Raw genomic sequence first — 13,583 nt, 5'->3', positions numbered from 1 at the left:
GAGAGAGGAATGCTGAGAGGTCGGATTGGCTTGGTTTCGCGCACGCTGTCGTCGTCGGCGATGGGCGTTGTGCTGTTGGCGGGAATCGGGCTGCCATGCACGGTCGCCCATGCGCAAACCGCCGAAGAAGATCCCGCGACCCAGGCCGAGCCTGAAACCGCGATCGACGAGAACGTCATTATCGTCACCGGCTTTCGCGGGTCGCTGAAGGAGGCGCAGGATATCAAGCGCGAGGCGGTCAACGTCGTCGACAGCATCGTCGCCGAAGACATCGCCAAGATGCCGGACCTGAACATCGCCGAATCGATCCAGCGTATTCCCGGCGTCGCGGTTTCGCGCGAGGGCGGCGAGGGTCGCAACATTACTTTGCGCGGCTTCGCACCCGATTTTACCCGCACGACGCTCAACGGCATGGAAGTGCCTGCCAGCTCCGACGGTCTCGATTCCGGTGGCTTCACGATCAACGCGGGGCGCTCTTTCGACTTCCACATCTTCGCATCCGAGCTATTCAACCGGATCGACGTTCAGAAGTCGCAACGCGCCTCGACCGAAGAAGGCGGCATCGCCGGCACCGTCGACCTCTATACCGCGCACCCCTTCGATTATCCGGGGCTGACCGTGGTGGGATCGGCGCAGGCCGGCTACAATTCGCTCAGCCACAAGATCGACCCCCGGTTCACCGCGCTGGTCAGCGATACGTTCGCGGACGGCCTGATAGGCGTTCTGTTCTCCGCTGCATATTCGGAGCGCACCGTGCGGCAGGAAGGCTTCGGCACCGTTCGCTACACCTCGCCCTACGAAACCGGCGATAGCTGGGCCGATACCAACCCGACCGTCATCGGAACGGTCGACGGCAGCTGCGGCGCGGCCGACCCGCTGGACTGCCTGTGGGCCCCTCGCCTGCCGCGCGCCGACTACTTCGGCAACGATCAGAAGCGGCTGGGGCTGACCGGCTCGGTTCAGCTCGCGCCCGCCGATGGGCTGAAGCTTTCGTTCGACTGGCTGCATTCGGAACTGGAGAACGACCGGCGCAACTACAACTCGATGGAATGGCTGCTGACCCACGGCGATCCCGGTAACTTCACCGGCCAGACGCCGCTGGAATTCGTGGTCGGTCCCGACGGGAAGCAACTGATCGCAGCGTCGTTCGACGATGTGACCAGCTGGTTCGAAAGCCGCTACCAGTATTCGAAATCGACCTTCAACCAGTACATGTTCAACGCCGATTACGACGTCAGCGACGACATCACGTTTAGTGGTCTGGTCGGATATGCGGCGGACCAGGCGGACCGTACCGAGCTGCGTTTCTACACCCGCTCCGCGCCCCACTTCTACAGCTACGATTTCCGGGACAACCCGTACGTCGCGCAAGTGGACTACGGAGGCTGGGATCCGAACGACCCGGACAATTTCATCAACGCGCAGACATCGGGCAATCGCATAAACAACGTCGACAAGAAGAATTTCACCACGAAAGGTGACTTCGTGTACGACGGCGATCGCTTCAGCGTCCTGCTTGGCGCGGCCTATAACGACCGGTCGGTTCGCTATGAAGAAGGCTATGGCGATGCGGTTTCCCAGTCGCCACTCGATTACATCATCCCCTTCCCCATCGACAATTTCGGACGCGGACTGGACGAAACTCTGGTTCCATTTGCAGTCGTTGATTTCGACGCACTGCGATCGGCTGGCGGGTTCCCCGCGGGCTACACTCTCGACGTCGGACGCGGCTGGAAAGTTTCGGAGGAAACGCTGGGCGGGTATGTCGAGATCAATTCCGATTTCGACATCGGCTCCATGCTGCTGCGTGCGAATGCCGGCGTTCGCTACGTCCGGACCAAGGTGACGTCGGAAGCGGTCCTCAACGGCACCAATGTCGAGCAGGGCAACACCTACGACAATTACCTCCCGTCGCTGAACCTTGCGCTGGAGATCACGCCCGATGTCGTCGCCCGCTTCGCCTACGGGCGCAGCATGACGCGGCCGGGCCTGGGCTCGCTCAACATCGCCGGGCCGAGCTTCGGTTACACCACGCGCACCGTCAGCAATCTCGGCAATCCTGCCCTGAAGCCCTACGAGTCGAACGACCTCGACCTTTCGTTCGAATACTACACCCCCAATGGCGGCCTGGTGGCGGTCGCGCTGTTCAACAAGGACATCGTGACCTCGCTCAAGACCGACGTGGTCGAACAGATGATCGATCCGGTGTTCTGGCCCGGCATCTACGCGGACCCGGTCTACGACCCGTCGTACAATGCCGATCCGGCGGAGGTGCCCTACACTTTCTACATCCCGGTCAACAGCGACGACGGCAACCGGGTCCGGGGTATCGAAGTCACCGTGAACCAGCCGTTCACCTTCCTCCCGGGCATGCTCCAGTATTTCGGTGTCGCCGCCAACTACACCCATGTGTCGGCCGAAGATTCCACCGGACTGTCGCCCAACTCCTACAACGCCACGTTCTATTACGATCACAAGGATTACGGCGTGCGCCTGTCGGTCAACAAGCGCGATGATTATCTGTTGAGCGAACCGGGCGGAAACGGCCACGTCCAGGAGCGCAAATACGGCCCGACGCATGTCGACTTCTCGGCGTTCGTCAACGTGACCGAGAAGTTCGCGGTGACCCTCGAAGGGATAAATATCACCGACGAGAAGGAATTGATCTATGGCACGGGCTTTGGCGACCAATACCTTCCGCGCGAATACAGCCATACCGGCGCGCAGTGGTTCCTGGGTGCCCGATACACCTATTGAAGCCGGTACGTGCTGAAACAGTATCTTGTACAAAGGACGGCGGTGACCTTGCTGGTTGCCGCCGTCTCGGTTCTACCCCTTTCCGGCTGTATGCTCCCCGCATCGGCGGATAAGCCGCGCACAGCACTCTCGCACAGCTCCACCGGCGACCACACGCGCTTGCTGGACGACAGCTATACGGTGTCGCAGCGCTTCGAAGCCAACAGCCCCGCGCACCGCGAATTGGCCATCCCTACCCTTGAGCTGGGGGACGGACGCCGGATCATGTTCGATCGGCTCTATGCAAAGCGCGGAATGCGCGAATTGCATGCCGACGTGTTCCTCCCCGCCCCTTCCGCCAAACCGGCGCAGGCGATCGTGCTGGTGCATGGTGGGGCTTGGCGGTCGGGCAACAAGTCCAATTTCTACGCCATGGCCAACCTGCTTGCGCAGCGCGGCTACGCGGTGGTCATACCCGAATACCGGCTGGCGCTGGAAAGCCCTTATCCTGCCGGACTGATCGACGTGAACGCGGCGGTCGGATGGACGATCGAAAACGCCCAAGCCTTCGGGATCGACCCCCGGCGGATCGCGATCGGCGGGGAATCGTCCGGCGGTCAGATGGCTTCGCTCATCGCGTATACCGGGGGAACGGCACTGTTCTCGGGCGGAGCGGCGCATGCGCCACGCCTCAATGCGCTGATCGATCTGGATGGGGTGCTGGATTTCACCACGCCACTCGCGCTGCGGTACGAAAACGCCGCAGGCGAGGACTCCGCCGCCGCACGCTGGCTTGGCGGGTCGATGGAAACCGCGCCGCAAACCTGGCGAGAGGCGAGCGCGGCCACCCATCTGAGCGCAGCTTCGCCACCTACTCTCATCGTGAGCGGAGAGGATGACCGGTTCACGGCCGGTCGTGACGAAGTCATCGCCACGCTCACCGCGGAGGGCATTCCGGTCCGCCACGTCCACTTCGCGGGACTGCCGCATACGTTCTGGCTGTTCGACCCCTATCTGGGACAGGTTGTGGAAGCGATCGACAGCTTCCTGAAGGACCTGCCGCCCGCGCGCCCATCGCAAGCCGAGGAATGATCAATTGAAGACCACCACCAGCCTTTCCTCGCTCACGGCAATGCTCCTGTGCACCGCTGCCTGCACGACCCTGCCGCCGCAATCCTCCGCCGCTAGGATCGAGGTCAGCAAGGATTGCGGAGCGCGGCCCGCGTGCTTTGCCACCCTCACCGGCGCGCTCCAGTCCGTCGATGCGGCAGACAGCGCCCCGGTGCGTATCGATATCGGTCCCGGGGAATATGAAGAACGCGTCGTGATCGGGCGATCCAACCTCACCATCCAGGGTGCCGGCCGAGGCTCGACCGTTCTGCATAACGATCTCGTCGCCGAGAATGCCGGTCCCTATCATCGCGACGGCTGGGGCACGGCGGGATCGGCGACCCTCACGCTTGCCGGACAGAATATCCGCATCGCCGGACTGACGATCGAGAACGACTTCGACTACCTCGCCAACGATGCCTTGCCGGACTCCGACCCGCGCAAGATCGGCAATTCGCAGGCACTCGCCGTCCTGCTCGACGAGACCAGCGACATGGTGCTGCTGCGCGACGTGGCCCTTCTCGGCTATCAGGACACGCTGTTCGCGCATGGGGGGCGAGCGGTCGTGCGCGACAGCCTGATCGCGGGAAATGTCGATTTCATCTTCGGCGACGGGCAGTTGCTGATCGAGGATAGCGAGATCCGTTCGCGCCCGCGCAGCGGCGTCGATAGCGACGGCTTCCAGTCCTACATCGCCGCCCCATCCACCCAGCTCTCTCAGCCGGTCGGGATCGTGTTCCGCAATTGTCGGCTGACGCGCGAGGACGGCGTCCCCGATGGGAGCGTGGCACTGGCGCGGCCGTGGCATCCCACGACCCGGTTTCCCGATGGCCGCTATGCCGACCCTAGGGCGGTGGGCATGGCAGTGTTCGCCGATTGCTGGATGGACGCCCATATCGCGCCGGCGCACTGGACGAGCATGGCGGGAACCGCGCGCGACGGCACGAAGACCGATATATTCCGCCCGCAGGACTCGCGCTTCTGGGAAACGGGGGCCACCGGCCCCGGCGCGCGTTACGACGATATCGGCGTGACTTGGCGACCGACCATGACCGTGCAAGAGATGAGCAACGTCATCACCCGCGGCTGGGATGATGAGCAGGGTCATGACCGGGTTGTCGGTGATGACCGCGATCAGGCTGGCGAGCTCGGTGGGCACCTCCAGCAGAGCAAGCGCAAAACCGAAGGCGGTGGCGGTCGCGATGATGAACAGGACCATCGCCGTGGTCCGCGCCGACTTGCGCGCCGCGCCCCAGAATTCGTTCCACCCGAGGCTGCGATAGACGAGCGTGCCGACCAGAACGGTGTAGATCACCGCGATCGCCGAGCTCTCGGTCGGCGTGAAGATACCGCTCAGGATACCGCCCATGATGATAATCGCGGTCATCAGCCCGGGCAGCGCGACCGCAACCGCGCGCAATAGCGCTCGCCAGCCGGGAAAATAGCCCTTGGGAAGCTGCCGCTGGCGGGCAACGAACCACGCCGTGGCCATCAGCATGGCCCCGGTCAGCAAGCCTGGCAGCACGCCCGCCATGAACAGGTCCCCGATCGACACCCCGATGCCGGAGGCGGCGGAATAGATGATCATGTTGTGCGAAGGCGGGATCAACAGGCCGACGATGGCGGCGGTCACCGTCACGTTGACCGAATAATCGAGCGGATAGCCCTTGTCCTTCATCAGGGGGACCATCGTCGAACCGATCGCGGAGGCGCTGGCGATGGCCGATCCGGACACCGCGCCGAACATCATCGATGCGCCCACGTCGACTAGGCCGAGCCCGCCGCGAACTCGCCCAACCGCTGCATCGGCGACGCGCACGAGACGGTCGGCAATGCCGGCGCGGTACATCAGATCGCCGGCGAAGATGAAGAACGGAATCGCCATCAGGGTGAAGACGCTGATCCCGGCAGCCGTCCGCTGAACGGCCACGATCAGCGGAATGTCCATGACGGCAAAGCACGCGATGGCGGAACCGAGCAGGGCGAAGCCGACCGGCACGCCGAGGATCAGCAGGGCGAACAGAACAACGAAGAGAACCAGCAATTCCATCAGTCGTCTTCTTGATCAGGTTCGAAAGGGAGGCCGGTGAAAACCCGGGGCAAGGCGAACAGCGCCATCAGCAGCCCCGATACCGGCATCGGGAAATACGCGATCGACCGGCTGATCCCGAGCGAAGCGATGACGTTATCGCGCACCGACCAGCACAGCTGCGCACCGAAAATGCACAGCACCAAACCCAGCAGGAAAATGACCAGCGCGACCACGCGTCGCACGGACAGCGCCCGGTCGCCCAGTCGCTCCTCCAGCAAGGTTATGCGGATGTGGAATTCCTCGTAAACGCCCGCGGCGGTCACGAACATCACGTACCAGATCATCAGCACCAGAGAGGCCTGCTCGGTCCAGGACGGGCTCGATTGCAGGACGAACCGCCCGAACACCTGCCAGCCCACGATGATGGCCATCAGGACGAGGCCAAACGACCCCAGGCGGACCAGCCAGGCGGAAACCGTGCGCGCCATGTCAGCCCTGCCCCATTGCGACGATGCGATCGACCAGCGATTTCTGGGTCGGCGTCACGATGAACCGGTCCCAAACGGGCCTCATCAGATCGGCGAACGGGGCCTTGTCGACTGCGTTCACCTTGACGTCGGACGCGGCGATAACCCGCTTCGCTTCGGCGACGCGCAGATCCCACAGGCGCCGCATCTCGACGACCGATCGCTTCGCCGCCCGGCGCACCAGTGAACGATCGCCTTCCGCCAGATTGTCCCAGCTCGCCTTGCTCATCACCAAAGCCTCCGGGGTGAAGAGATGTTCGGTCAGGCTGAAATAGCTGACGGCTTCGTAATGCCGCTCCCCCACCAGCGTCGGCCAATTGTTCTCGGCACCGTCGATCACCCCTTGCGTCAGGGCCTGGTAAATCTCGCCGAAGGGAATCGGCACCGCGTTCGCGCCCAGCGCGTTGATCATCGCGACGTAGAGGTCCGATGGCGGCACGCGGAGCTTCAGCCCCGCCATGTCCCGGGGATGGCGGATCGGGTTGCGCTTGTTGTAGAAACTGCGCGCGCCGGAATCGTAATAGCACAGGCCGATCAGCCCATGCGGTTCGAGCGAGGCGAGGATTTCCTCGCCCACGTCGCTGTCCACCACCCTGCGCATATGCGCCACGGAATTGAAGATGAAGGGAAGGCAGACCGGCAGGGTCGTCGGCTCGATCGAATTGAGCGGCGCGAAATTTACGCGGGTGAGGTCCAGACCGCCGAAGCTGGTGATTTCCAGCGTATCGGTCTCGCTGCCGAGCTGGCCGCCCGCGAATATCTTGATGCCGAGGCGGCCACCGGTCCATTCGGACAGCAGATCGCCCATATATCGCACCGCCTGCACCGTCGGATAGTTCTGCGGGTGCGCATCGGCCGCGGTCAACATGCCGCCGAGCTTGGGCGCGCAGCCGGCCATGAGCGCGGACGCTCCGAGACCGGCGACACCCTTCAGGAAGACGCGGCGATCGGCAGTCGGCGTACCGGTCATGCGATCCCGTGCTCCTTCAGCCACGCGAGGAACATTTGCGGCCAGAGCGACAGCGCGCCGCGATCGATCCTGCGCATTCCGAAACCGTGGCCGCCCTTCGCGAATAGGTGAGTCTCGACCACGATCCCCTTCGCTTTCAGAGCGTCACGCATCGCCAGCGTGTTCTGTACCGAAACCGCCCCGTCGTCCTCGGCATGCGCGAGGAAGAACGGCGGTGCGTTGCCAGAGACATTGCGATCCGGCGAATGCGCGTTCTCGGCTGCTGCCGTGGGTCGCTCACCCAGCAGTAGCCGTCGCGAACCGGCATGGGCCAGCGGTTCGCGCATGGAAACGACGGGGTAAAGCAACGCGGTGCAGGCCGGCGTGCCAGCTTCCCGATCCGCGGCATCGACCGGCACGTTCGCGCTGGTGGCATTCAACGACGCTTCGGCGGCAACGTGCCCACCGGCGGAAAATCCGATCATCGCGAGCCGCGCAGGATCGAACCGGTAGCGTCCGGCGTGATGGCGGGCCAGGCGCACCGCGCGCTGCGCATCGCGAGAGGGGACGTTCGCACGGTCCGCCCAGCCTTCGCCGGGCAGGCGGTGGAACAGTACGAAGGCAGTGAGGCCGTTCTCCGCCGCCCAGCGAGCCGTCTCCAGCCCCTCCTTGTCGACGACGATATGCCGGTAGCCGCCACCGGGAATGACGACGAGCGCACCCCCTTTGGGCTGCCGCGCACGGACGACCAGCATACGCGGGTTGGAAATGCCGCTCATCGCGCGGTCGCGGATATCGGTATCGGTGCTGCGCTCAACCACTTGCTCGATCCGGTTCGGATCGAGATCGCCGGGAGCGCCATGGGGCCAAAGAGCGATCGTGTCCGACACGCCTGCAAGATCGAGCGTCGCCGTCGCGCCGCCGGGCGACGCGGCTGCGGCGCTCGCGGCACCGCCTCCGAACGCCGCCAGAGCCACACTGGTTGCAAGCAATGACCGGCGATCCAGGCCCACTCTCTTCCTCTCCCCCCGGCTCTTCACATTTTTTGGTAACCGGTGTCATTCGGCATTGCATTGCCGCCGCAAGCTTGTCAAGTTCGCCGGGAGAGGAGCAAATATGAAATTTTCCAGCACCCTGATCGGGCTCGTTACCGGTGCCGCGCTATCGCTGGCAACACCCGCCGCCCTGAGCGCACATCCGGCCGATCCCACCAATGGCGGGGAAGGCGGGCGGATCGTGCGCGTCACTACGCTGGCCAAGGATGGACCGGGATCCCTGGCCGAAGCCCTGGCGGGCAAGGGGCCGCGTATCATCGTGTTCGAGGTTGGCGGCGCGATCGATCTGCAACGATCCTCGCTGCGTATCGACCAGCCTTATGTCACCATCGCGGGCCAGACCGCGCCCTCCCCCGGCATCACCCTGCTGCGCGGCGGCATCGACGTCGCGACCCACGACGTAAAGATCAGCCATCTGCGCGTCCTCACCGGGGTCGACGGGCAGGCCAAGCGCAGCGGCTGGGAAGCGGACGCCTTTTCCACCATCGCGGCGCATGACGTGGTGATCGAAAACAACACCTTCATGTGGGCGATCGACGAGAACATGTCTGCCAGCGGCCCCCGCTTCACCGGCGATACCGTCGCCGACTGGCGCGCGGGCACCAGCCACGACATCGTCTTTCGCCTCAACATCGCCGCCGAGGGGCTCGCCGATGCCAGCCATCCCAAGGGCGAGCATTCCAAGGGCTCGCTGGTTCACGACAACACCACCGGGATCGTGTTCGACCGCAACATCTGGGCGCACAATGTGGAGCGTTCCCCGCTGGTGAAGGGCGGCGCGCAGGTGCTGATGGTCAACAACTTCATCTACGACCCGATGCACCGGGCGGTGCATTACAATCTGATGGACCTCGAATGGGCCGGGCACGAACCGGTGACAGGCCAGATCACCGCGGTCGGGAACGTCATGCGCGGTGGCAACAGCACCGATCCCGAGCTCCCCTTCCTGATGCTGGGCGGGGTGGGCGATCTTGCCTATTACGGTCGCGACAACGTCGCGGTGGATCGCCATGGCACCAAACTGCCGGATTTCGGCCGCTACGGCGATACCGCGGCGAGGTTGATCACGGCGGAACGACCGCTCGCCTCGCTGGAGGGATACGACATCATGCCCTCCTCCGATGTGGAGACCACGCTGCTCGCTACCGCCGGTGCCCGCCCCTGGGACCGCGGCGACGAGGAGGTTCGCATCCTCTTCTACATTGCCGAGGGCCGCGGCCACGTCATCGATTCGGAAGAGGAAGTCGGCGGCTATCCGCAGATCGCGCCGAGCCGCGCGCCCTTCGTCGAGAAGAACTGGGATCTGAAGACGCTGACGCCGAAAGCCGGGCTATATCCCGGACAGAAGGCGGGCGCGCAGGAGCATCTGTCGCCGCGGGACCGGGAGATGCGGCAGACCGGGAAGTAACCCTTCCCGGCCCGCGGCCGGACTAGCGGATGACATCGCCCCCCGAGAGGTCGAAGGCCTCGACCTCCTCGGGGGTGACAGCCAGAACGTCGCCCGGTCGGCCATGCTTCATCGCCGCGAGCTTAAGTCCGAGCTGCGCCATCCGGGCGAGCTCCACCCCTTCGAGCCAGCCGCACAGGATGCCCGTGGCAAAGGCGTCACCCGTGCCGACCCGATCGACGATCGGCGCGATGCGCACTTCGTCGGTCTGCGAGCAGCTTTCGCGGCGATCGACGCGCGCCGCCAGCCGGTGGACCTGTCCCGTTTCGACATGGCGCGCGGTGGACGCGATCAGCTCCAGGTTGGGATAGGCATCGAATGCGCGCTGCGCCGCGATCCGGCGGCGTTCGGGGCCGGACCCCTCCAGCTCCTCCCCCAGCAACAGCGAGATATCGCGGTGGTTGCCGAGCAGGATGGTTGCCTGCGAGACCAGATCGTTCAGGATCAATCGGGCATCGCCATCCCATGCGCTCCACAGATTGGCGCGATAATTCCCGTCGAAACAGATCGGAACCTCTCGACGTCGTGCAGCATCGACCGCCGCCTTCGCCAACGCTACACCGTTCGGGCCGAGCGCAGGCGTTATTCCGGACATATGCAGCAGCGCGGCACCGTCGAGAGCGTCATCGAACCGCAAGTCTTCCGGGCGGACCTGCGCGAACGAGCTATGTTCGCGGTCGTAGGTCACGCGTCCCGGGATCGGTCCCGATGGATATTCGAAGAAATATGTCCCCATGCGCCCCGCCGACCGCACGACCGCGCGCGTATCGACCCCGGCCTCTCCCAGAGCGGCTATGGCGCGCTGGCCAAGACCGTTCGGCGGGAGGGCGGTGACCATCCGGGCGGGATGCCCCATTCCCGCCAGTGCCATGGCCACATTGGCCTCCGCGCCGCCCACATGCAGGTCGAGCGCGTCGGCCCGCGCCAGCGGCGTGCCCGCGGGCGGCGACAGCCGCAGCAGCATCTCGCCGAAACAGACGACATGCCCCCCCACCGTCGCGCTCATCGGGCGAGCCAGCCCCCGTCGACGGCGAGGATATGGCCCTGCACGTAATCGGCGGCCCTGCTAGCCAGGAATACGGCGGCCCCACCGATGTCGCTCGGATCGCCCCAGCGCCCTTCGGGAATGCGTTCGAGGATCTGGCGATTGCGCGTCTCGTCATCCTGCAGCGCAGCGGTGTTGTTCGTCGCAATATAGCCGGGCGCAATGGCGTTCACATTGATGCCCTTGGGCGCCCATTCGTTCGCCATCAGCTTGGTCAGCCCGCCCACACCGCTCTTCGATGCGGTGTAGCTGGGCACGCGAACGCCGCCCTGAAAGGTGAGCATCGAGGCGATGTTGACGATCTTGCCACGGGTGTCGTCCTGCTTCGACCAGCCGCTCATATGGCGGGCAGCCGCCTGGCTGAGGAAAAACAGAACCTTCAGGTTCACATCCATGACCGCGTCCCAGTCCTCCTCCGAAAAATCGAGGGCATCGTTGCGCCGGATGATCCCCGCGTTGTTTACGAGGATATCGAGCTTCCCGAAAGTGTCCACCGTCTCGCCCACGATGCGTTCGCACGGCTCGATACTGGACAGGTCCGCCATCACGACATGCGCCCGGCTGCCTGTATCTTCCACCATGCGGCGGGTTTCGGACGGGTCCCGGCGGGCGACCAGGGTCACATCCGCCCCGGCCTGCGCCAGAGCAACAGCGATACCCTGCCCGATTCCGGTGTTCGCACCCGTCACCACGGCGGTCCGCCCGGTGAGGTCAAAAGCGTTCGCGCTCATAACTTCGTATCCCTCCGCCCGCGATCAGAGGCTACGCAGGTAGTCGTTCATCTGCTCGTCCGTCGAATTGGCGTAGAACAGCTCGTCGAACTTTTCCCCCGCGATCGCACTTTTCAGCAGGTCCTGATCGACGTTCTTGACCACCGTCAGCATGTCGTAGCAGGTCTTGGACTTGAGATCGGACAGCACCCCGCGGTTCTTCGCCATGATCTGCGCCCGCTCCTTGGGATAGCCTTCGCCCGGCGTGCCCTCGAACAGTTTGCGATAGCAATCCTGCAGGTTCAGCTCCGCCGCCCAGCCGAAGCCCTTGGCATAGGGCATGGCGATCGCGTTGCCATCGTTGATCTGCGCGAACAGGAAGGCATCGGTCGGATCGATGATAAGCCCGCAGAAAACGCCCGGCATCGCATTCGCGGCGAGCATCGAGCCCGTCCCCGTGCCGCAGCCCGTGACGACGAAGTCGGCCGCGCCGGAATTCAGCAGGATGCCCGTCAGCAGGCCGACCATCGGATAGGTGACCTGGGCCTCGTCGTCGGCGGTGTACATGCCGTAATTGTGCACTTCGTGCCCCAGCGGCTCGACCACCGTGGTCAGCGCGTCGTGGATGATGCCGTTCTTGGCGGCCTGGCTGTTTTCGTTGATGAGCGCGATTTTCATGGGGGTCACCTCTCTATGATTTGGTCGATTGGGGCCACCGCGGAAACGCATCGAATCGCGTTACGGTAACCGGTGTCATAATCCGTTATCGACGGTAGCGGGCGAAATTGCAACCGCCCCCACCTAATCGCGCGGTGCCGCTACCGAGTTGCGCACCACCAGGCGGGCGGGAAAGGTGGAAAGGTCCGCCGCCGGATTGGTCGGCTCGATCAGCTTGAGCGCGGCCGATTTGGCCATTTCGCGAATGGGCCAGCCGACAGTCGTCATCGGCGGCAGGATATGCGCTGCGATGGGGGAATCGTCGAAGCCGACGATCGAGAGTTGCGTCGGCACGTCGATCCCCCGCGCCCGCGCCGCGTGGAACGCGCCCGCCGCCATCTCGTCGTTGCTGGCGAATATGGCGGTCGGCCGATAGTCGGTATCGATCAGCGTTTCGGCCGCGGCGATACCTGAATCGAAGCGATAATTGCCGCTCCCGATCGCGGCAGGGGGAATGTCCAACCCATGCTTCTTCATGGCGGCAGCGAACCCCTCGTAGCGCTCCTTGGCGGATCGAAACCCGTCCGGCCCCTTGATGATCGCGATCCGGCGATGCCCTTGCGCCACGAGATGGTCGATCACGCTCTCGACACATTCGCGGTCGTTCGACTGAACCAGATGCTCGTCGTCGTCCAGCCGGGCCGAGCCCATCCTGACATATCCGCATCCCATGTCGCGGCACAGCCGGGCGAGATCGTCGTTCTCCGATATCGGCGGCAGTATCAGCACCCCGAAAAGACGCTGGATTTCCAGAAACGAACGGATGTCTTCCAGCATGTGCGGCGATTGCCGGTCCACCGGGCGCACGACCAGCGCAAATTCCGTATCGCGAATGGCGTCGAGCACCCCGACCTGAAAGTTCAGCACGGTCTGGGCATTGGGATTGTCGTGCAGCAATCCGATCAGGAAGTTGCGCCCCATGGCCAGAGCCCGCGCCTGTGGGTTGGGCCGATAACCCAGCTCGGCGATCACGCCCTCCACCTTGGTCCGCGTTTCCTTCTTCAGGAGAGGCGAGCGGTTGATCACCCGGCTGACGGTCTTCTTCGAAACGCCGGCCATGCGTGCCACATCGTTGATCGTCGGTTTTTGAGTGGCGTCAGGCATCTGCTTCCCGCGTTGATGACAGGTTGCGCAAGGGGATAGACGACCCTGCGCATAATGCGAAGCGCTTCGGACGCCGATTACGGGTTCTCCGCCAAACCGCTTTGACACCGGTGTCGTTATACGCCAAGCGGTATCCACAGTGCTTTAATGA

Annotated in this window: 10 protein-coding genes and 2 pseudogenes; 4 read left to right on the top strand and 8 right to left on the bottom strand. The window is 64.1% G+C overall.

The genetic code is table 11. The features are described 5' to 3' along the window. Positions 1-9 precede the first annotated feature (9 nt). From F7D01_RS10430 to F7D01_RS10420, 3 genes and pseudogenes are all read left to right on the top strand, one after another. Positions 10-2,757: a TonB-dependent receptor gene (locus F7D01_RS10430; protein ID WP_215227506.1), complete on the top strand. Its 2,748-nt coding sequence runs from the start codon at positions 10-12 to the stop codon at positions 2,755-2,757. Positions 2,758-2,847: 90 nt separating this feature from the next. Next, positions 2,848-3,828, top strand: coding sequence for an alpha/beta hydrolase (locus tag F7D01_RS10425; protein WP_215227505.1), 981 nt, complete (start codon positions 2,848-2,850; stop codon positions 3,826-3,828). Positions 3,829-3,868: 40 nt separating this feature from the next. After that, a pseudogene (locus tag F7D01_RS10420) lies at positions 3,869-4,648 on the top strand (pectinesterase family protein); the annotation flags it as partial. 348 nt (positions 4,649-4,996) lie between these two features. Here F7D01_RS10420 and F7D01_RS10415 read toward each other — a convergent pair. The 4 genes and pseudogenes from F7D01_RS10415 to F7D01_RS10400 form a co-directional block, all read right to left on the bottom strand. After that, positions 4,997-5,896, bottom strand: a pseudogene (locus F7D01_RS10415) (TRAP transporter large permease); the annotation flags it as partial. Continuing rightward, entirely contained in the window at positions 5,896-6,366 is a 471-nt protein-coding gene (locus F7D01_RS10410) for a TRAP transporter small permease (protein WP_215227504.1), read from the bottom strand. The gene F7D01_RS10410 and the pseudogene F7D01_RS10415, both read right to left, overlap by 1 nt. A 1-nt stretch (position 6,367) precedes the next feature. After that, entirely contained in the window at positions 6,368-7,375 is a 1,008-nt protein-coding gene (locus F7D01_RS10405; protein WP_215227503.1) for a TRAP transporter substrate-binding protein, read from the bottom strand. Next, on the bottom strand, positions 7,372-8,331 hold the full coding sequence (locus F7D01_RS10400; RefSeq protein ID WP_251566726.1) for an alpha/beta hydrolase: 960 nt from the start codon (positions 8,329-8,331) through the stop codon (positions 7,372-7,374). The genes F7D01_RS10405 and F7D01_RS10400 overlap by 4 nt, the downstream gene beginning before the upstream one ends. A 139-nt stretch (positions 8,332-8,470) precedes the next feature. Between F7D01_RS10400 and F7D01_RS10395 the strand changes: the two genes are divergently transcribed. Beyond that, positions 8,471-9,817, top strand: a complete 1,347-nt coding sequence (locus F7D01_RS10395) for a polysaccharide lyase family 1 protein (RefSeq protein ID WP_215227501.1) — start codon at positions 8,471-8,473, stop codon at positions 9,815-9,817. A gap of 22 nt (positions 9,818-9,839) precedes the next feature. On the opposite strand, the gene F7D01_RS10390 is transcribed toward F7D01_RS10395, so the two are convergent. The 4 genes from F7D01_RS10390 to F7D01_RS10375 all read right to left on the bottom strand — a co-directional run bounded on the left by F7D01_RS10390 (position 9,840) and on the right by F7D01_RS10375 (position 13,432). Beyond that, entirely contained in the window at positions 9,840-10,862 is a 1,023-nt protein-coding gene (locus tag F7D01_RS10390; protein ID WP_251566724.1) for a sugar kinase, read from the bottom strand. Then, the gene (kduD, locus tag F7D01_RS10385; protein ID WP_215227500.1) at positions 10,859-11,632 is read right to left on the bottom strand and encodes a 2-dehydro-3-deoxy-D-gluconate 5-dehydrogenase KduD; all 774 of its coding nucleotides are present in this window, start codon (positions 11,630-11,632) and stop codon (positions 10,859-10,861) included. Before kduD ends, F7D01_RS10390 begins: the two co-directional genes overlap by 4 nt. A gap of 24 nt (positions 11,633-11,656) precedes the next feature. Further along, positions 11,657-12,289, bottom strand: coding sequence for an RpiB/LacA/LacB family sugar-phosphate isomerase (locus F7D01_RS10380; RefSeq protein ID WP_215227499.1), 633 nt, complete (start codon positions 12,287-12,289; stop codon positions 11,657-11,659). 123 nt (positions 12,290-12,412) lie between these two features. Continuing rightward, positions 12,413-13,432: a LacI family DNA-binding transcriptional regulator gene (locus F7D01_RS10375; RefSeq protein ID WP_215227498.1), complete on the bottom strand. Its 1,020-nt coding sequence runs from the start codon at positions 13,430-13,432 to the stop codon at positions 12,413-12,415. Positions 13,433-13,583: the final 151 nt, after the last annotated feature.

Origin of the sequence: Erythrobacter sp. 3-20A1M (genome assembly GCF_018636735.1) — a bacterium.
Lineage (GTDB): Bacteria > Pseudomonadota > Alphaproteobacteria > Sphingomonadales > Sphingomonadaceae > Alteriqipengyuania.
Note: the sequence above shows the minus strand (reverse complement) of the source record. Positions and strands in the feature narration are given on the sequence as shown.

Bases quoted from the DNA above. Each gene is read 5' to 3' on its own strand.
- F7D01_RS10380 (WP_215227499.1), bottom strand. From the start codon at position 12,289: ATGAAAATCGCGCTCATCAACGAAAACAGCCAGGCCGCCAAGAACGGC.
- F7D01_RS10390 (WP_251566724.1), bottom strand. From the start codon at position 10,862: ATGAGCGCGACGGTGGGGGGGCATGTCGTCTGTTTCGGCGAGATGCTG.
- F7D01_RS10375 (WP_215227498.1), bottom strand. From the start codon at position 13,432: ATGCCTGACGCCACTCAAAAACCGACGATCAACGATGTGGCACGCATG.
- F7D01_RS10425 (WP_215227505.1), top strand. From the start codon at position 2,848: ATGCTCCCCGCATCGGCGGATAAGCCGCGCACAGCACTCTCGCACAGC.
- F7D01_RS10430 (WP_215227506.1), top strand. From the start codon at position 10: ATGCTGAGAGGTCGGATTGGCTTGGTTTCGCGCACGCTGTCGTCGTCG.
- kduD (WP_215227500.1), bottom strand. From the start codon at position 11,632: ATGAGCGCGAACGCTTTTGACCTCACCGGGCGGACCGCCGTGGTGACG.
- F7D01_RS10405 (WP_215227503.1), bottom strand. From the start codon at position 7,375: ATGACCGGTACGCCGACTGCCGATCGCCGCGTCTTCCTGAAGGGTGTC.
- F7D01_RS10410 (WP_215227504.1), bottom strand. From the start codon at position 6,366: ATGGCGCGCACGGTTTCCGCCTGGCTGGTCCGCCTGGGGTCGTTTGGC.
- F7D01_RS10395 (WP_215227501.1), top strand. From the start codon at position 8,471: ATGAAATTTTCCAGCACCCTGATCGGGCTCGTTACCGGTGCCGCGCTA.